The sequence below is a fragment of the Collinsella intestinalis DSM 13280 genome, assembly GCF_000156175.1.
Classification (GTDB): domain Bacteria; phylum Actinomycetota; class Coriobacteriia; order Coriobacteriales; family Coriobacteriaceae; genus Collinsella; species Collinsella intestinalis.
The window spans coordinates 3,219-21,272 of record NZ_GG692711.1 but is presented as its reverse complement, the minus strand read 5'-3'; the positions used below and the strand labels follow the sequence as shown (position 1 = coordinate 21,272).

Genomic DNA, 18,054 nt, shown 5'->3' with positions numbered 1-18,054 from the left:
ATGACTTAGGTTTTATGAGTGCAATTGTGGGTACCATGGAAGTCGTTCAATAACGATGCGCCGGTCTTGGGCGTATCGGTCGGCGCGAGTCGGCCCGCAAACGGCAGAAAGGGCATTTCGAGCATGCAGCAATTCAAAACGGAGAGCAAGAAGCTCCTGGACCTCATGATCAACTCGATCTACACCAACAAGGAGATTTTCCTGCGCGAGCTCATCTCCAACGCTTCGGACGCGGTGGACAAGCTCAATTTTAAGAGCCTTTCCGACTCGAGCATTCAGCTGGACGACGAGGACCTCGCCATTCGCGTTTCTTTCGATCGCGATGCCCGCACCCTCACCGTATCTGACAACGGTATTGGCATGACCGCCGAGGACCTGGAGAACAACCTCGGCACCATTGCTCATTCCGGCAGCCAGGAGTTCAAGCAGGCCAACGCCGAGCACCAGGGTTCCGACGTGGACATCATCGGTCAGTTCGGCGTGGGCTTCTACTCCGCGTTCATGGTCGCATCGCGCGTTCGCGTTGTCAGCCGCGCCTTTGGCGAGGACGTCGCACACGTGTGGGAGTCCGATGGCCTCGAGGGCTACACCATCGAGGAAGGCGAGCGCTCCGAGCATGGTACCGACGTCATCCTAACCATTCGCGAGAACATCGAGGGCGAGAATGGCGAGCCCGGCGAGAACTACGATACCTTCCTGTCCGAGTGGGGCCTGAAGGACCTCATCAAGCGCTATAGCAACTACGTGCGCTACCCGGTTCAGATGATGGTCACCAAGAGTCGTGAGAAGGAGCGCCCCGAGGATGCCGGCGATGACTATACGCCGGAGTATGAGGACTACGAGGAGCTCGATACCATCAACTCCATGACCCCGATTTGGAAGAAGCGCAGCTCCGACGTGTCCGACGAGGACTACAACGAGTTCTACAAATCGACCTTCCATGACTTCGAGGACCCGGCCCGCACAGTGAGCTTCCATGCCGAGGGCACGCTCGAGTATGACGCGTTGCTGTTCATCCCCAGCCGCGCCCCGTTCGACCTGTACAGCAAGGATTACGAGAAGGGTCTCGCGCTCTACAGCTCCAACGTCTTGATCCAGGACAAGTGCGCCGAGCTGCTGCCCGATTACTACAACTTCGTGCGCGGCGTGGTGGACTCCCAGGACGTCTCGCTCAATATCTCCCGCGAGACCTTGCAGCACGATCGACAGCTCAAGGCCATCGCCAAGCGCATCGAGAAGCGCGTGACGAGCGAGCTCGAGAAGATGCGCGACAACGATCGCGAGAACTACGAGACCTTCTTCGAGAACTTCGGCCGCGGCCTCAAGTTCGGCATCTACTCCAGCTACGGCATGAAGGCCGACGAGCTGGGCGATCTGCTGCTGTTCTGGAGCGCGCGCGAGAACAAGATGGTGACGCTCGCCGAGTACGCCGCCGCCATGCCCGAGGGCCAGAAGGCCATCTACTACGCCGCCGGCGACGACCGCGACCGCCTCGCCAAGATGCCCGTGGTCAAGGGCGTGCTCGATCGCGGTTATGACGTGCTGCTGCTCACGACGGACGTGGATGAGTTCACCTTCCAGGCAATGCGTGGGTACACCGCCAAGAACTGCCCTAAGGTTTACGAGGACGACGCCGCCCGCGAAGCTGCCGCCAAGGCCGTGGCCGATGGTGCCGAGCCGGAGACTGAGGACCGTTTCCTCGAGCTCAAGAACGTGGCGACCGGCGATCTCGACCTGGCGACCGAGGACGAGAAGAAGGATGCCGAACAGGCCACCAAGGAGCATGGCGACCTGTTCGACGCCATGAAGGAGGCGCTGGGCGACAAGGTCGAGAAAGTCGCGGTTTCTGCTCGCCTGACCGACGCGCCCGCCTGTATCACCACCGAGGGCCCGCTGTCGCTCGAGATGGAGAAGGTCCTCGCTCGCGGCCCCGAGGCCGATCGCGGTGAGATGCCCAAGACCCAGCGCGTACTCGAGCTCAACGCCAAGCACGCCGTGTTCGACAAGCTCGTGGCCGCACATGATGCCGGCGACAAGGACAAGCTCGTGCTGTACGCCGGCTTGCTCTACGATCAGGCTCTGCTCGTCGAGGGCATTCTGCCGGCCGATCCAGTTGCCTTCGCCCAGAGCGTCTGCGAACTCATGTAGGCGAGCTCGAAAACGATATGCCGGCCCATATGCCGGCCGATCCGCCGGGGTGCTCCAGACGGGGCGCCCCGGCTTTTTCATGGTGGGGACTCATGACGGATTCCTGGTAGTTTGCAGAAAGTATTAAGACGTACGTCAGATACCGTTACAACTGTTGTTTTACTAACGTGCGTAGTATAGTTCTGCACCGAACAATAAATCTCGAGGTCAAAGGATGAGACAAGCGTGAGAAAAGCATGGGAGATCTTCAAGCGCGATGTGCTTCGCTTGTTGCACAATCCAGTGGCGATGGTCATCACCATCGGTGTGTGCATCATTCCGTCCCTGTACGCCTGGTACAACATCGAGGCGAACTGGGACCCCTACGGTAGCACCGAGGGCGTCAAGATCGCAGTCGCCAACGAGGATGCGGGCGTGGAGACCGAACTCACGGGCAAACTCAACGCCGGCGAGCAGACGATCGACAAACTCAAGGAGAACCACGACCTGGGCTGGGTCTTCACGGATGCGAAGAAGGCCGAGGAGGGCGTGCGGCGTGGTGATTACTACGCCGCCATCGTGATTCCGCACGACTTCAGCGAGAAGCTCACGAGCATGCTCACGGGCGATTTCGAGCAGCCCGAACTCACGTATTACGTGAACGAGAAGAAAAACGCCATCGCCCCGAAGGTGACCGATACCGGTGCCGAGACCATCGAGACCCAGCTCAACGAGACCTTTGTGGGCACGGTCACGAGCACGCTCGTGACCGAGGCGAAGAAACTCGGCGTGGATATCGATGCGGCGGGGGAGAGCGCGCACGTTGGCGTGATGGCCGATGTGGCCCATTCGGTGGATGCGCTCGACCGGGTTCGTTCGGGCCTGTCCGATATGAACGCCACGATCGACGCGGCCAAGAAGGCCGCCGCCGATGCGAAGTCGGCCCTCGCCGGCATGGACGAGGAGGCCCCCTCGCTTGTCGAGGCGCTTCAGCGTGGCGACGCCTTGTTGGGAACCACGCGCTCTGCCGCCCGCGATTTTCACACGGCGCTTTCGAGCGCGCTTTCAAACGGTGCCATGCATCTGGGCACTGCGGCTTCCGACGCGAACAGCGCGGTGGGCGCGATCGCCGGCGCGGCGAGCTCGGCAAAAACCAAGATCGACATCTCCCTCATCGACTTCCAATCCGTGATCGACTCCAATACGCGCGCCATCGAGGCGCTGCGCAAGATCAACGGTCAGCTGGGCAACAGCGGCGACATCGAGATCGCGATTCGCGAGCTCGAGCGCCAGAACCAGGGGCTGCAGCAGGTCAAAGACGGCCTGCAGGGCCAAAGTGATGCCCTGGGCAACGACGCCGCGGCTTTCGATAAGGCCTCGGGTGCCATGAACGATGCCATTCAGGGAAGCGTCGAGGGACTCGGCAAGACCCAGAGGCGCATCAACGAAGAGGTCATGCCTCGCCTGAGCGACGGCTTGGATGCGTTTTCAAGCGTCTCCGGCGACCTCGTCGGCGTGGTGCGGAGCCTGACGCCGACCATCGGCCAGTCAATCTCGATGCTCGACCAGCTCGACGCCATGCTCGACCAGACCCGTCAGGCGCTTGCCAGCTCCGATAAGACCCTGGCCGATTTGCAGACGACGCTCGGAAGCGTCGCGACCGACCTCTCCGCTCTCCGCAGCTCCGAGGCAACGGCCGATCTCGCCACCATTCTCGACATGGATCCGGAGGACATGTCTGATTTCATGTCCGCTCCCGTGACGTTGCGCACGGAGCCGGTCTACCCGGTTGCCAATTACGGTTCCGGCGTAACGCCCTTCTACACCAATCTCGCGCTGTGGGTTGGCGGCTTCGTGCTCATCGCCATCTTCAAGCTCGAGGTCGATGACGAGGGCTTGGGTCGCTTCACGGCGAACCAGGGCTACTTCGGTCGTTGGATGCTCATGGTCCTGCTCGGCTTTGTCCAGTCGATCATCGTGTGCGCGGGCGACCTCGTCCTCGGCATCCAGTGCGAGCATCCGGCGTTGTTCATGCTCGCCGGCGTATTCACCTCGTTCGTGTACGTGAACATCATTTACGCCCTGGCCATCTCGTTCAAACATATCGGCAAGGCCATCGGAGTCATCCTCGTGATCGTGCAGATCCCGGGTTCCTCGGGCATGTACCCCATTGAGATGATGCCCGGCTTCTTCCAGGCGCTGCATCCTCTGCTGCCTTTTACGTATGGCATTAACGCGATGCGCGAGACCATCGGCGGCATGTACGGCATGGATTACCTGATGAACCTCGTCGCCCTCGGTGTATTTTTGCTGATCGCCCTGTTCGTGGGCGTGTGGCTGAGGCCCAAGCTGCTCAATCTCAACCTGCTCTTCGACCGCGAGCTCACGGGTACGGGCGTGATGATCTGCGAGCACGATGATATGGCGCGCGAGCACTTCTCGCTCCGCTCCACCGTGCGCGCACTGTTGGATACCGAGGCGTATCGCCGCGACGTGGTCGAGCGCGCCGCGCGTTTCGAGCGTCGCTATCCCACCCTCATCAAGACGGGTTTCTGCCTCGTGTTCGGCCTGCCCATCCTGTTGTTCATCCTTACGGCAACGCTCGATTTGGACATCGACGGCAAGCTCGTGATGCTGCTGCTGTGGATCGTCGCCGTGATCGGTGCCGACGCGTACATGATCTTCGTCGAATACCTGCGCCGGAGTTTGAGGGACCAGGTGCATATGAGCGGCCTGCCCGCCGATGAGATGCGCCGTGAGCTGGGCCGCACCATGCCCTGCGTGCATGAGGAAGGAGGCGAGGAGTAGATGAGGAACATCATTGCCATTTTCAAGCGGGATCTCTCCCGCATTCGTGGAAGCGTGGTCGCGCTCATCGTGGCGGTCGGTCTGGTGATCGTTCCCACGCTGTACGCGTGGTTCAACATCGCCGGCAGCTGGGACCCCTACGGCAACACCGGCAACCTCAAGGTGGCCGTGGCAAACTCCGACGATGGGTACATGAGCGACCTCATCCCGGTGCGCGTGAACATCGGAGACACGGTGGTGTCCGCCCTGCGCGAGAACGACCAGTTGGACTGGAGGTTCGTGAGCGAATCCGACGCCGTGGAGGGCGTCCGCTCGGGCGAGTACTACGCCGCGGTGGTTATCCCCGAGAATTTCAGCTCGCGCATGATGACCGTGTTCTCCAGCGATGCAGAGCATGCCGAGATCGTGTACTACGAGAATCAGAAGGCGAACGCGATTGCTCCGCGCGTGACCGATAAGGCTGCGAGCACCGTGCGCCAGCAGATCGATGAGACCTTCGCAAAGACCATCAGCGATGTTGGCCTGGCAACTACTTCGAGCTTGCTTGAGTTCATGGATGGCGATCAGATCGCGGCCTACGCCGGCAACCTGTCGGGCACGTTGGCCGGTGCCATCACGACCTTGCGCGACGCTTCTGGAAGCGTGGACGAGTTCGCGGGACTGCTGCAGTCCTCCACCGGCCTGCTCGATTCGACGAGCGATTTGCTGGCAAGCGCTGGTACGGCGAGCAAGGATGCCGAGGCCCTTGTGGGCGATGCGAAAACGGGCTTGAGCGGCATGCATGATGCGCTGGATGCCGCGGTTGCGGCCATCAACCAGTCCCTTAAGGATAGCGCGGGCGATTACGACGCCGCCGCCAAGGCCATCGACGAGGCCTTTGGCGCCGCCGACGCGCACGTGTCTTTGACGGTCACCCAGCTGCGCGATGCATCCGCAGACATGGCCAAGCGGGCTTCCGACATACGTGACGTGCAAGACAACATCCTCGCTGTCGAGCGTGATGTCGAGGGGTCCAACCTGCCTGAGAAGCTCAAGGCCGAGCTGGTGCAGAAGATCGATATCGTCGCCAATACCGTGGGCAACGTCGCCAACCAGCAAGAGTTGCTCGCCAAACACCTCTCCGATGCGGCTGCGTCGCTCGAGACGGGAGCCGCCGATGCGCGGGCGAAGGCGCAGGCCGTGAAGGACGGCATCGCCGAGGCGAAGGGGAGCATCGGCGGCGTCAAGGATTCCTATAATGCGACTCTCAAGCAGCAGATCAGCGATCTTTCCGATGCCGTGGCCGATGTCGCCCGTCGCGGCTCCGATATGGCCGACGACCTGGGCGCGACTGTGACCGACCTGTCCCATGCCGCATCGGCGCTCTCCGGTGACCTGGCCGGGGCCCATGAGGTTCTCGCCGGTGCGTCTGCCGATCTCGTGTCCGCCGCCGATGACCTGCAGCGTCTGAAGGAGGGCCTGGACACCGCAGTGACCTCAGGCGACCTCGACCGCGTGCGCGAGCTCATCGGTTCCGACCCTGCGGCCCTCGCCGACGCCCTCGCCGCGCCGGTGGCCCTCGACCGTCAGGCCGTGTATCACATCAAGAACTACGGCAGCGCGATGGCTCCGTTCTACACCACGCTTTCGATTTGGGTCGCGGGTATCGTCTTGGCGGCCATGCTCAAGGCCAATGTCGATGAGGCCGACGTCAAGGCCCTTGGCAACCCGCGCCTGCACGAGATCTACCTCGGTCGCTATGCGTTCTTCGCGCTGTTGGCATTTGCGCAGGCCACACTTGTGTGCGCCGGCGACCTGCTGTTCTTCGGCATCCAATGTGAGCATCCCTTCCAGTTCATGCTCGTCGGCTGGCTCGCCGGGTTCGTGTTCAGCAACATGATCTACACGCTCACGGTGAGCTTCGGCGATATCGGCAAGGCCATTGCGGTCGTGCTGCTGGTCATGCAGGTCGCGGGTTCGGGCGGTACCTTCCCGATTGAGATGACCGCCGACTTCTTCCAGGCTGTTTACCCGTTCCTGCCGTTCACGCACGCCATCAACGCCATGCATGCCGCCATGGCGGGGGCGTACGGCATGGAATTCTGGATCGAGCTCGGCACGCTTTCGCTGTACCTCATCCCGTCTTTGGCCCTGGGCCTGGTGTTCCGCCGCCCGGTGATTCGCGCCAACCGCTGGATCATCGAGAAGCTCGAGGAAACCAAGCTCATGTAGCGTCTCAATTGGGGACAGGTACAAATTGCTCCCCCTTGGGATTCGGGCGCCCGTCTGCGCAGATGCGCTGGCGGGCGCCTGCTTTTGTGCGGGGCGTTCAAGACGAGTGCGGCGAATCGCGACATGGAAAGGGCCTCCTTGCGGAGGCCCTTTCGCCGAGTCTGTTTGTTGGTGCTGCGGTTATGCCGTGGACTGCTGCAATTGCGGCACGTCGAGGGCGTCGAGCAGGTCGTTGTACGAGCGAAGGAGGTTGACTCGCTGGTTGCTCGACCGTGTACGGGTGGTGGGTTCGAGGAGGCCCTTTCTCTGTGTCGGGGGGAAGGAGAAATGGTTCGCACATCTGAGCTGCGGCCGGGGGGTCCGGGCGCGCTGGACATCGTAAAACGACGGCATGCTCGGGCCTCCTCGTCATCCACCGGTACGGGCGCCTTTGGGCCTCGCTGCTGGCCCTCGGGTGCTGTCATCATTATTGCCAGTGCGGCCCGTCTTATCCGCATAAGAAAGTCTTACGAGACTTTGCCCGAGCGATGAAATAGGAGGTCAGAAGCAATAAATGGGGAAATTGGCCCCCATGGACTCCGTCGCGTCTTACGTACACCTTAAGAAATCGACCGTTCACCATGGTGCTTCTGTGGCAGCCCTGTTGTGGAATTGTGAAGCGACGGGGAGGCGCTCCAATTGGGATGGGTGCAAACCGAGGCTTTGCCCGGGCCTGCCGTCGGCCCGGCATCGAAGGTGCCCAATTCGTACCTGACCCCATTTGAGACCCTGGCCCCATTTGAGACGGGCATGAGACTCTACACATTCTGTGCGGCTATGGAGTGGGGCCTGGTAAACCACGTATACTGTTTCGATGCGAAGCGATGCAGCGTAGCGGGGTCGTCGCGGTGACGCCCCTCTCGTTTCGCGATGAGAAAGGGAACCGTCATGCAGACGATGTATCAAACGATGAACGACGCCGAGCTGGCCGCCGCCATCGACGATCTCGAGGCGCGCGTCGCCGAGGTCAAGGCGCGCGAGCTCAAGCTCGATATGGCTCGCGGCAAGCCGTCGCCCGAGCAGGTGGCCATCTCCCGCCCCATGCTCGACCTGCTCAGCGCTGACTCCGACCTTACCGACGGCGGCGTGGACTGCAGCAACTACGGTTGCTTCGAGGGCATCCCCTCCGCCCGCGCGCTCGCCGGGGAGTTTTTGGGCGTCGATCCGTCCCAGACGCTCGTGCTCGGTAGCTCCAGTTTGCTGATCGAGCATGATTCCGTGGCCATGTGCTGGCTCAAGGGCACGTGCGGCCATGCTCCGTGGTCCGAGTTCTCCGCCGCGCACGACGGCGCGCGCGTCAAGTTCCTCTGTCCCGCGCCCGGCTACGATCGCCACTTCGGCATCACCGAGGATCTGGGCATCGAGAACGTTCCCGTGCGCATGACCGAGAACGGTCCGGACATGGACGAGGTTGAGCGCCTCGTCGCGGCCGATGAGGGCATCAAGGGCATCTGGTGCGTCCCCAAGTACTCCAACCCCACGGGCGACACCTACTCCGACGAGACGGTCCGTCGACTCACCTCGATGAAGACGGCCGCCCCCGATTTCCGTATCTTCTGGGACAACGCCTACTGCGTGCATGACCTGTATGACGAGGGCGACGAGCTCCTTAACGTCTTCGACGCCGCGCGCGAGGTCGGCAACGAGGACCGCGTGATCGCCTTCGCCTCCACCTCCAAGATCACCTTCCCCGGTGCTGGCGTGGGTTTTGTTGCCGCCTCTCCCGTGGTCATCAAGGAGATCGCGCACCATCTGCAGGCCGGTCTTATCAGCGCCGACAAGCTCAACCAGCTGCGTCACGTGCGCTTCCTGCCCGACCTGGACGCCGTGCGCGCCCATATGCGTCGTCATGCCGAGTTCATGCGCCCGCGCTTCGAGTGCGTCGATGCCAAGCTGCATGAGGGCTTGGACGGCACCGGTTGCGCCACCTGGACGCATCCGCGCGGCGGCTATTTCGTGAGTTTCGACGGCCCCGAGGGCTCCGCCAAGCGTGTGGGCGCCCTGTGCCGCGAGATGGGCGTCACCCTCACCCCGGCAGGCGCCACCTGGCCCTATGGCGAGGACCCGCACGATACCAACATCCGTATCGCCCCGAGCTACCCCAGCGTTGAGGATCTTTCTTCCGCGCTCGAGGTGCTCGTGTTGGCTGTCAAGCTCGTGAGCGCCCAGCTCGCGCTCGAGGAGCGTGCCTAAATGACCGACGATTTCGACGAGTTCTTCGACGACGAGCTGGCTGAGGCGGAGTCCGTGCCCGAGCCCGCATCCGATAACGTCGCCGAGGCGGATGCGCGTCACCCGTCTGCCGAGCCCGCCGCTCCGGCCAACTCCGATCCCGCCCGCCCGCAGCGTCAGTCCCCGCCGTTTTGGATGGTGCTCGCCATCGCCGGCATCTCGCTGGTGCTCGGCGTGGTGATCGGCTACCTCGTGGGCACCACGGTGACCATCAACGAGTTGGGCTCGCGCGAGCCCGAGGCCGCCTCCGAGGATGCTTCGGTCGAGATGCCCGAGGGTCATCCCGACATCGAGCTTGATGAGGAGGGTAACGCCAAGGTGGTCGACGGTTCCGCCGCCCCCGTATCAAATGACCCGCTCACGCTGGCCAACAACTTCTTCGATATGGGCATGTCCGCCATGAACGGCGCCAAGAGCGAGGAGGACCAGCTGAAGGCCCGGGACGTCTTCAAGCAGGCCATCGTCCACTACGACGAGTACCTTGCGAACAACGCCTCTCCGGCGGCCGAGGTGGATCGCGCCATCTGCGTGTTCTACGCCGGTGAGCATGAGCAGGCCATCGCGGACCTCGAGGCTTTCGTCGCGCGCGACGCCACGTTCGCGCCCGCATGGGCGAACCTCGGCATGTTCTACGAATCCCACGGCGATGCGGGCAAGGCCGAGAAGGCCTATCGCAAGGCCGTCGACACCGCCGCCGAGGACGATACCTACGGTGTGGGCGATTACGCCCGCGAGCGCCTCGAGGCGCTGAGCAAGTAAACGATCGCGCCGAGCGCGACTCAATCGAAAGGCATGGATATGGAACTCGCCATCACCACGCATCCCAGTGCAGAGCGCTACCTCATCGTCGTCGAGGGCGAGATCGACATCTCGAACGCCGACAAGCTCCGCAACGCAATCGATCTGGCCCTTGAGCAGCCCACTGAGCGCGTCGAGCTTGATTTCTCCCAGGTTCCCTATATCGATTCCACGGGCATCGGCGTGCTGGTCGGCGCCGCCCGCCGCGCCTCTGAGCGTGAACGCGCCCTGTCGATCACGGGCGCCCAGCCGAACGTCCTGCGCGTCGCGCAGCTTTTGGGCGTCGATAAGGACATCAGCATCAGCGCAGCGTAAGGCTTTATCCGTACGGCGACTCGTCGCGGGGCGTGGCGTACGGCGGCGCTATACTTGGAATATTGCCGCTTTGGACGGCGCACGGAGCGCCGCATGGACATTTGAGGAAACTGGGAGGTATCCCGTGCTAGGAATTGGATCGACCGAGCTGGTCATCATCCTGGTCTTTGGCTTCTTGCTGTTCGGTCCCGACAAGCTGCCGCAGATGGGCCGCACCATCGGCCGTGCCTTGCGTCAGTTCCGTGAGACGCAGGAGAAGCTGACCGCCGTCGTCCAGACCGAGGTCGTGGACCCCATGGCCGCCGCTGCCAAGGCCCCCAAGGTGGCTGTTGCCGCAAAGGACGAGGATACCGACGCCGAGGGCTCCGCTTCAACTGAGGAGGCCCCGGTGCGCAAGGAGACCTTTGCCGAGCGCCGTGCCCGCCTGGCCGCGGAGCGCGCCGCCAAGGAGGCCGAGGCCGCTGCGGACGACGCCGAGGGCGGCAAGAGCGCTCCCGCCGAGGATGCTCCTGCAGGCGATGCTCCCGCTGCCGAGCCTGAGCCCGAGTCCGAGCAGGTGGCCGCGGAGGCTCCCGAACCCGAGGTGCTGACCACCGAGGACCTGTACGCCCGCCGTCCGCGCAAGCGCACCGCGGCTCCTGCTGTGGAGGCCGAGGCCGCATCTGTCGAGGATGAGTCGAAGGGAGGGGAGCAGTAATGCCCATTGGACCCGCGCGCATGCCGCTCATGGACCATCTCGGTGAGCTGCGCCGTCGCCTCACCATCGTCGTCGTGTCGGTGCTCGCCGCCACCGTCTTCATGTATTTTGCAGCCCCCACGCTGGTTGATATCCTCAAGGACCCGATCAACGGTTCCCTGCAGCCCGGCGAGCAGCTCTCCGTCATGACCTCGCTCGGCGGCTTCTCCATCAAGTTCAACATCGCCATCAAGGTCGCGCTCGCCATGTGCACGCCCATGATCATCTGGCAGATTCTTGCGTTCTTCCTGCCGGCCCTGCGCCCCAATGAGCGCCGCTGGGTTGTCCCCACGGTGCTGGTCGCCACCATGCTGTTCTTCGCCGGCGTCATCTTCTGCTATGCCTTCATCGCGCCGGCCGCCTTTGAGTGGCTGCTCGAGGAGACCCGCTCCATCGGCGCGGCCATGCCGATGCTCGAGGACTTCATCAACACCGAGCTTCTGCTCATGATCGGCTTCGGCGTGTCGTTCGAGCTTCCGCTCATCGTGTTTTACCTCGCCGTGTTCCACATCGTGCCCTATGCCAGCTTCCGTGCGGCATGGCGCTACGTCTACGTGATCATGCTCGTGGTCTCCGCGTCCATCACGCCCGATGCCTCGCCCGTGACGCTGATCTTCATGTATGCGGTCATGCTGTCTCTGTACGAGGTCTCGCTCATGATCACCCGCTTTGTGGTTGTGGCGCGCGACGGCAAGGCCGGCCTCACCGAGAGTCGCCTGGGCCTCTTCGGCGACGACGAGGACGACGACGAGTAGTCGCACGGCGCGCGCCCAGGCGGGTGGCATATGCCCTGATGGGCAGGATGCACCCGGGCACGTGGCGCGCCCCCAACCGAACGGTCCAAGCTCGACCGAAGCACAATCGCAATGATGCCAAGTACCCGGGATGAGGATCCCGGGTACTTTCTTTTCCGTGCTCGAAATGTAACCGAAGTCACAACTCGAAATGCAGTCGAAGTTACAGCTCGAAATGTAACCAAAGTCACAAAATCGGGTGCTCGATCGTGACTTTGGTTGTATCTCAGCGACGCGGGGGCGGCCGAGCAATGCGAAGGCGGCCGATGGGGGCAAAGGTAGCCGAGCGAGGGCGTTCGCGAGTGGTACGAGGTGGATCCCTCTGCCGCAGCGTGGGCTTTTAGCGTGAACGGTAGAACTCGTGTACACTGACCCACACTATATATAAATACGTCTGGCGCACCCGCGCCGTACAAAAAGGAGCCCTTGTGAAGCTCGTCGTTGCAGAGAAGAACATCGCTGCGCAAAAGATCGCACAGCTGCTGGCTGACGCCGGCGCGCCGAAGAACGACAAGGTCTATAACACGCAGGTCTACCGTTTCAAGGTCGGCGGCGAGGACTGGGTCTCAATGGGCCTGGCCGGCCATATCCTCGCGCCGGATTTTCCCGACGAGATCCTGTTCGATAAGAAGATGGGCTGGTACAGCCTGACCGAGGACGGCGAGGTCCTGCCCGCCGGCGTGCCCGACGGCCTTGCCCGCCCGCCGTACGACACCAAGCGCAAGCCCTTTCTTGCCAACGGCATCAACATCAAGGGCTGGAAGGTCGAGAGCCTGCCGTACCTCACGTGGTCGCCGATCATCAAGAACCCCGCGGAGAAGGAGATCATCCGCGTTCTCAAGAACCTCGCCAAAAAGGCCGACGAGGTCATCATCGCCACGGACTTCGACCGCGAGGGCGAGCTCATCGGTTCTGACGCCCTCAACATGATTCGCGAGGTGGCCCCTGAGCTGCCAGCGCGCCGCGCCCGCTACTCCGCCCTCATCAAGGGTGAGGTTACCGAGGCCTTCGCCAACCTGGTCGAGCTCGACCAGGATTTGGCCGACGCCGGCGAGTCCCGCCAGTACATCGACCTCATTTGGGGCGCGGTCCTCACGCGCTATCTCACGCTCGCCAAGTTCGGCGGCTTTGGCAACGTGCGCTCCGCCGGCCGCGTACAGACTCCTACGCTCGCCCTGGTGGTTGAGCGCGAGCGTGAGCGCATGGCCTTTGTGCCTGAGGATTACTGGCAGATCCGAGGGCTTGGCGAGGCTTCCGACCAAGAGTTCAAAGTCGCCCACACCACGGCGCGCTTCACGGACAAGGCGGCGGCTGAGGCGGCGTTCTCGCACGTCGAGGGCGAGACCACCGGCACCGTCACCGCTGTGGCCAAGCGCAGTCGCAAGCAGCAGCCTCCGGTGCCGTTCAACACCACCGCGCTGCAGGCGGCAGCGGCGGCCGAGGGCATCAGCCCCGCGCGCACCATGCGCATCGCCGAGTCCCTCTACATGAGCGGTTTCATCTCCTATCCCCGTGTCGATAACACGGTGTATCCCAAGACGCTGGACATCGAGGGCATCGTGCGTGGCCTGGCCTCCGGCACCCCGGCGCTCGCGCCCGTGTGCAAGAAGATCCTCGCCGGCCCGCTCACACCTACGCGCGGCAAGGTCGAGACCACCGACCACCCGCCGATCCATCCCACCGGCCAGGGCGATCCCACCACGCTCGACGGCGGCCAGCTCAAGCTCTATAACCTCATCGCCCGCCGTTTCCTGGCGACGCTCATGGGGCCCGCCACCATCGAGAACACCAAGCTGTCCATCGATGTCGGCGGCGAGCCGTTTGCCGCCAGCGGTGATGTGCTGGTGGAGGCCGGCTTCCGCGAGGCCTACCCGTATGGCCTCAAGCGCGACGAGCAGCTGCCCGCGCTGGCCGAGGGCGACGTCATCGACGTGCGCGACATTAAGCTCGAGGCCAAGCAGACCGAGCCGCCCGCGCGCTACAGCCAGGGCAAGCTCGTCCAGGAGATGGAAAAGCGCGGCCTGGGCACCAAGTCGACGCGCGCGAGTATCATCGAGCGCCTCTATGCGGTGCGCTACCTCAAGAACGATCCCATCGAGCCGAGTCAGCTCGGCATCGCCATCATCGACGCGCTCTCGGAGTTCGCGCCTCGCGTCACCACGCCCGACATGACCGCCGAGCTCGATGCCGACATGACCAAGGTCGCCGAGGGCGCCGACACGCAGGAGCACGTCGTGGACCACTCCCGCGCCCTGCTCGCCGGCATGCTCGACGCGCTCATCGAGCACAAGGACGATCTGGGTGAGGCGATCTCGGACGCCGTCACCGCCGACGCCCGCGTGGGCGCCTGTCCCACGTGCGGCAAAGACCTCGTCATGAAGACGAGCGCCAAGACGCGCGGTAGCTTTATCGGCTGCATGGGTTGGCCCGACTGCGATGTAACCTATCCAGTGCCCTCCGGCGTGAAGGTGAGCCCGCTCGAGGGCGAGGCCGCCGTATGCCCCGAGTGCGGCGCGCCGCGCATCAAGTGCCAGCCGTTCCGCCAAAAGGCCTACGAGCAGTGCGTGAATCCCAAGTGCCCCACCAACTACGAGCCCGACCTCAAGGTGGGCGAGTGCTCCGTGTGCGCCGAGGCGGGTCGTCATGGCGATCTAATCGCGCATAAGAGTGAGAAGAGCGGCAAACGCTTCATCCGTTGCACCAACTACGACGACTGCGGTGTGAGCTACCCGCTGCCCGCTCGTGGCAAGCTTTCCGCCACCGGCGAGGTCTGCGAGCACTGCGGCGCGCCCGTTGTGGTGGTCGAGACGGCCCGCGGCCCATGGCGCATCTGCGTGAATATGGACTGCCCCGGCAAGGAGAAGAAGCCCGCCCGCGGCAAGGCCGCGTCGAAGCCGGGCGCGAAGAAGACGGCTTCGACGGCCAAGAAGACCACTGCCAAGAAGGCGACTGCGAAGAAGACGACGGCGAAGAAGGCTGCCGCCGAGAAGACCGCGACCGAGAAGGCGTAAAACATGAGTTCGCGAGGCCTGTTCATAACGGTTGAGGGGATCGACGGCTGCGGGAAGTCCACGCAGGCGCGGCTCATCGCGGCGGCGCTCGAGGCTGCGGGCCACGACGTCTTGCGCCTGCGCGAACCGGGCGGCGTCAAGATCTCTGAGCAGATCCGCGAGATCCTGCTCGACCCCGCAAACGTCGAGATGGGCGATGTGTGCGAGCTGCTGCTGTATGAGGCCGCCCGCGCCCAGCTCGTGCATCAGGTGATCAGGCCGGCGCTCGCCGCCGGCAAGACGGTGGTCTGCGACCGCTTCTACGATTCCACCACGGCGTACCAGGCCTTTGCCGATGGTTTGGACCGCAACATGGTGTCTCAGGCAAACGAGCTCGCGGTGGACGGTTGCCGTCCCGACCTCACGCTCGTGTTCGACCTGCCGGTCGAGGACGCCCTGCGCCGCCGTTCCGGCCGTGAAGCCGAGGACCGCCTCGAACTCAAGGGCCTGGAATTCCAAGAGCGCGTTGCCGCGGGTTTCCGCGCGGTTGCCGTCGATGAGCCAGATCGCGTGAAGCTGATCGATGCCGGCGGGTCCATTGCCGAGGTGTTCTCCGGCGTTGCTGCCGAGCTCCGATCGGCCGGCCTGTCCATGTCCGAGGATGATGTTGCCGCGGCGCTGCAGGCGTGTCAGGGGAAGTGCTAGCCATGCCCGACCGCCTCGCCCCCAACAGCCTGCTCGCCAAGCTCGATACGCAGCCGCGTGTGCGCGACTTTCTCGCCCGTGCGGTGACGAGCGGTCGTGCGAGCCACGCCTATCTGTTCCTCGGCTCGCCGGGCTCCGGCAAGCTCGATGCCGCTTGGGCGCTGGCCCAGGCGCTTCTGTGCGGCGAAGATGGCGTCTCAGGTGCCTGTGCCTCCTGTGATGACTGCGGCCGTGTTGCCCGCCGCACCCATCCGGACGTGCATTACTTCGCGCCCGAATCCGCCACGGGCTACCTTATCGCGCAGACGCGCGAGCTGCTCGAGGATGTGGCGCTCGCGCCCATCCGCGCCAAGGCTAAGGTCTATATCGTCGACCGCGCCGAGCAGCTGCGTGCGAACACCGCTAACGCGTTGCTCAAGACGCTTGAGGAGCCGCCCGCCGGAGTGACGTTCATCCTGCTCGGCTCGAGTGCCGATGCCATGTTGCCCACGATCGTGTCGCGCTGCCAGTGCGTGCCGTTCCGCCCGCTCTCGCTCGAAGACGCCGCCACGGCCGTCGAGCACGCCACCGGCCTGCCCGCGGGCAAATGCCGTATGGCCGTCGCGGTTGCCGGCAGTCCCGCCCGCGCGGTCGAGTTCCTCAAGAGCGGCGACCGCCAGACAGCCCGCCGTGCCATGGTGCGCGCCGTGGACTTGCTCGCCCATGCCGACGAGGCCGACATCCTGGCCGCCGCCAAGGACCTCATGGGTGCGATCAAGGCGCCGCTCGCCGAGGTTAAATCGACCCAGCAGGCGGTCCTGGAGCAAAATCAGGACTATCTCTCCCGTGGTGCTTTAAAGCAGCTGGAAGACCGCAACAAGCGCGAACTGAACGCCCGTGAGCGTTCGGGTATCATGGAGGCTCTGGCGAGCGTTCGCTCCCTGCTGCGCGATGCCCTGGTTCGCCTCGCATCTGAGTCGGAGCCCGTCGTGAACGAGGACGTTTCCGACGTCGTCGAGCGCATCGCCGCCCGTGTCACGGTTACCGGCGTCACCCGTGCGCTCGATGCCGTTTCGAGCGCCGAGGCTCGCATCGCCAGAAACGTCACACCCCAGCTGGCCATCGAGGTCATGCTGTTCGATATCAGGAAGGCACTGCAATGCCCGTAGTCGTACCCGTCAAATTTGCGTTCGCTGCGCACGAGCTGTGGTTCGATCCGCGCGACCTGGACATCCTCGCCGGCGATCACGCCATCTGCACCACCGAGCGCGGCACCGAGATCGGCCTCGTGACGGCCGATCCGTTCGAGGTGCATCCCGAGGAGCTCGCCGCCCCGCTCAAGCCCGTCGTGCGCATTGCCACCGACGCCGACCTCGATCGCGCTGACGACCTGGCCGACGCCGGCGAGGACGCCATGTTCGATTTCCGCCGTCTGGTGGAGAAGAACGGTCTGGACATGAAGCCTGTGGGCGTCGAGTACCTGTTCGGCGGGGAGAAGGCCGTCTTCTACTTTGCCGCTGAGGACCGCGTGGACTTCCGCCAGCTCGTCAAGGACCTGTCCGCCCACTTCCACGTCCGCGTCGACATGCGCCAGATCGGCGTGCGCGACGAGACCCGCCTGCAGGGCGGCTACGCGACCTGCGGCCAGGAGCTGTGCTGTACCCGTTTCGGCGGGCAGTTCGAGCCCGTCTCCATCCGCATGGCCAAGGAGCAGGACCTGCCGCTGAACTCCGCCAAGATCTCGGGCGTGTGCGGTCGTCTCATGTGCTGCCTGCGCTATGAGTTCGAGGCCTACAAGGATTTCAAGAGCCGCGCCCCCAAGAAAAAGACCCTTATCGACACGCCGCTGGGCAAGGCCCGCATCGTGGAGTACAACACCCCGCGCGAGCAGCTGGTGCTGCGCCTGGAGAACGGCAAGGTCTTCCGCGTCGACCTCGCCGATATGACGAGCACCGAGGAGAACAGGCAGCGCTGCGAGGCGCAAGGGTGTTCCTGCCGTCCCGACTGCGTGACGCGCGACGTCCTCGAACGTCTCGAGTCGCCCGAGCTCGCACTCGCCCTCATGGAGCTCGACCGCAAGAACGGCGTCGACGTGGGCGACGGCCTGGACACGGCCGATCGCATCGTCGCCTCCGGCCCCACGCCGCGCCGCAAGCGCATGCGCGAGGAAGAGGCCGCCAAGTTCGAGCAGGGCGGCTCCGGCCGTCGTGGTCGCAAGGGCGCTTCCTCCAAGGGCCGTTCTCAGGAGGTTGAGGAGGAGCAGGCGCCGCAGCAGTCGCGTCGTCGCCGTCGCCGCTCCGGCGCTGCCGAGCAGGCGGTG

Annotated in this window: 12 protein-coding genes; all 12 read left to right on the top strand. The window is 63.9% G+C overall.

The annotated features are described in order from the left end of the window. Nucleotides 1-123: 123 nt before the first annotated feature. Complete coding sequence (gene htpG, locus COLINT_RS06665) at nucleotides 124-2,148, top strand: molecular chaperone HtpG (RefSeq protein WP_006723687.1); 2,025 nt, start codon at nucleotides 124-126, stop codon at nucleotides 2,146-2,148. 225 nt (nucleotides 2,149-2,373) lie between these two features. Continuing rightward, nucleotides 2,374-4,935 (top strand): YhgE/Pip domain-containing protein, encoded by a 2,562-nt coding sequence (locus COLINT_RS06660; protein ID WP_006723686.1) that lies wholly within the window; start codon nucleotides 2,374-2,376, stop codon nucleotides 4,933-4,935. Continuing rightward, a complete protein-coding gene (locus tag COLINT_RS06655; protein WP_006723685.1) occupies nucleotides 4,936-7,146 on the top strand; it encodes a YhgE/Pip domain-containing protein in 2,211 nt (736 codons plus the stop codon). A 927-nt stretch (nucleotides 7,147-8,073) separates the two neighbouring features. Further along, entirely contained in the window at nucleotides 8,074-9,378 is a 1,305-nt protein-coding gene (locus tag COLINT_RS06645; RefSeq protein ID WP_039910679.1) for an aminotransferase class I/II-fold pyridoxal phosphate-dependent enzyme, read from the top strand. Next, nucleotides 9,379-10,176, top strand: a complete 798-nt coding sequence (locus tag COLINT_RS06640) for a tetratricopeptide repeat protein (RefSeq protein ID WP_006723681.1) — start codon at nucleotides 9,379-9,381, stop codon at nucleotides 10,174-10,176. 39 nt (nucleotides 10,177-10,215) lie between these two features. Next, nucleotides 10,216-10,530, top strand: a complete 315-nt coding sequence (locus tag COLINT_RS06635) for an STAS domain-containing protein (protein ID WP_039910744.1) — start codon at nucleotides 10,216-10,218, stop codon at nucleotides 10,528-10,530. A gap of 124 nt (nucleotides 10,531-10,654) precedes the next feature. Beyond that, a complete protein-coding gene (locus tag COLINT_RS06630; RefSeq protein WP_039910678.1) occupies nucleotides 10,655-11,227 on the top strand; it encodes a Sec-independent protein translocase subunit TatA/TatB in 573 nt (190 codons plus the stop codon). Then, nucleotides 11,227-12,021 carry a twin-arginine translocase subunit TatC gene (gene tatC, locus COLINT_RS06625; RefSeq protein ID WP_006723678.1) on the top strand — a complete coding sequence of 265 codons (795 nt, stop codon included), beginning with the start codon at nucleotides 11,227-11,229 and terminating at the stop codon, nucleotides 12,019-12,021. The genes COLINT_RS06630 and tatC overlap by 1 nt, the downstream gene beginning before the upstream one ends. Before the next feature lie 467 nt (nucleotides 12,022-12,488). After that, nucleotides 12,489-15,071, top strand: a complete 2,583-nt coding sequence (locus tag COLINT_RS06620; RefSeq protein WP_006723677.1) for a DNA topoisomerase I — start codon at nucleotides 12,489-12,491, stop codon at nucleotides 15,069-15,071. 3 nt (nucleotides 15,072-15,074) lie between these two features. Beyond that, complete coding sequence (tmk, locus tag COLINT_RS06615) at nucleotides 15,075-15,755, top strand: dTMP kinase (RefSeq protein WP_006723676.1); 681 nt, start codon at nucleotides 15,075-15,077, stop codon at nucleotides 15,753-15,755. Nucleotides 15,756-15,757: 2 nt separating this feature from the next. Further along, on the top strand, nucleotides 15,758-16,903 hold the full coding sequence (locus COLINT_RS06610; RefSeq protein WP_006723675.1) for a DNA polymerase III subunit: 1,146 nt from the start codon (nucleotides 15,758-15,760) through the stop codon (nucleotides 16,901-16,903). Further along, nucleotides 16,894-18,054 (top strand): PSP1 domain-containing protein (locus COLINT_RS06605; protein WP_006723674.1); only part of this gene is annotated, 1,161 nt, incomplete at its 3' end. The genes COLINT_RS06610 and COLINT_RS06605, both read left to right, overlap by 10 nt.

Coding starts and splice junctions, on each gene's coding strand:
- COLINT_RS06640 (WP_006723681.1), top strand. CDS start 9,379: ATGACCGACGATTTCGACGAGTTCTTCGACGACGAGCTGGCTGAGGCG.
- tatC (WP_006723678.1), top strand. CDS start 11,227: ATGCCCATTGGACCCGCGCGCATGCCGCTCATGGACCATCTCGGTGAG.
- tmk (WP_006723676.1), top strand. CDS start 15,075: ATGAGTTCGCGAGGCCTGTTCATAACGGTTGAGGGGATCGACGGCTGC.
- COLINT_RS06635 (WP_039910744.1), top strand. CDS start 10,216: ATGGAACTCGCCATCACCACGCATCCCAGTGCAGAGCGCTACCTCATC.
- htpG (WP_006723687.1), top strand. CDS start 124: ATGCAGCAATTCAAAACGGAGAGCAAGAAGCTCCTGGACCTCATGATC.
- COLINT_RS06645 (WP_039910679.1), top strand. CDS start 8,074: ATGCAGACGATGTATCAAACGATGAACGACGCCGAGCTGGCCGCCGCC.
- COLINT_RS06655 (WP_006723685.1), top strand. CDS start 4,936: ATGAGGAACATCATTGCCATTTTCAAGCGGGATCTCTCCCGCATTCGT.
- COLINT_RS06610 (WP_006723675.1), top strand. CDS start 15,758: ATGCCCGACCGCCTCGCCCCCAACAGCCTGCTCGCCAAGCTCGATACG.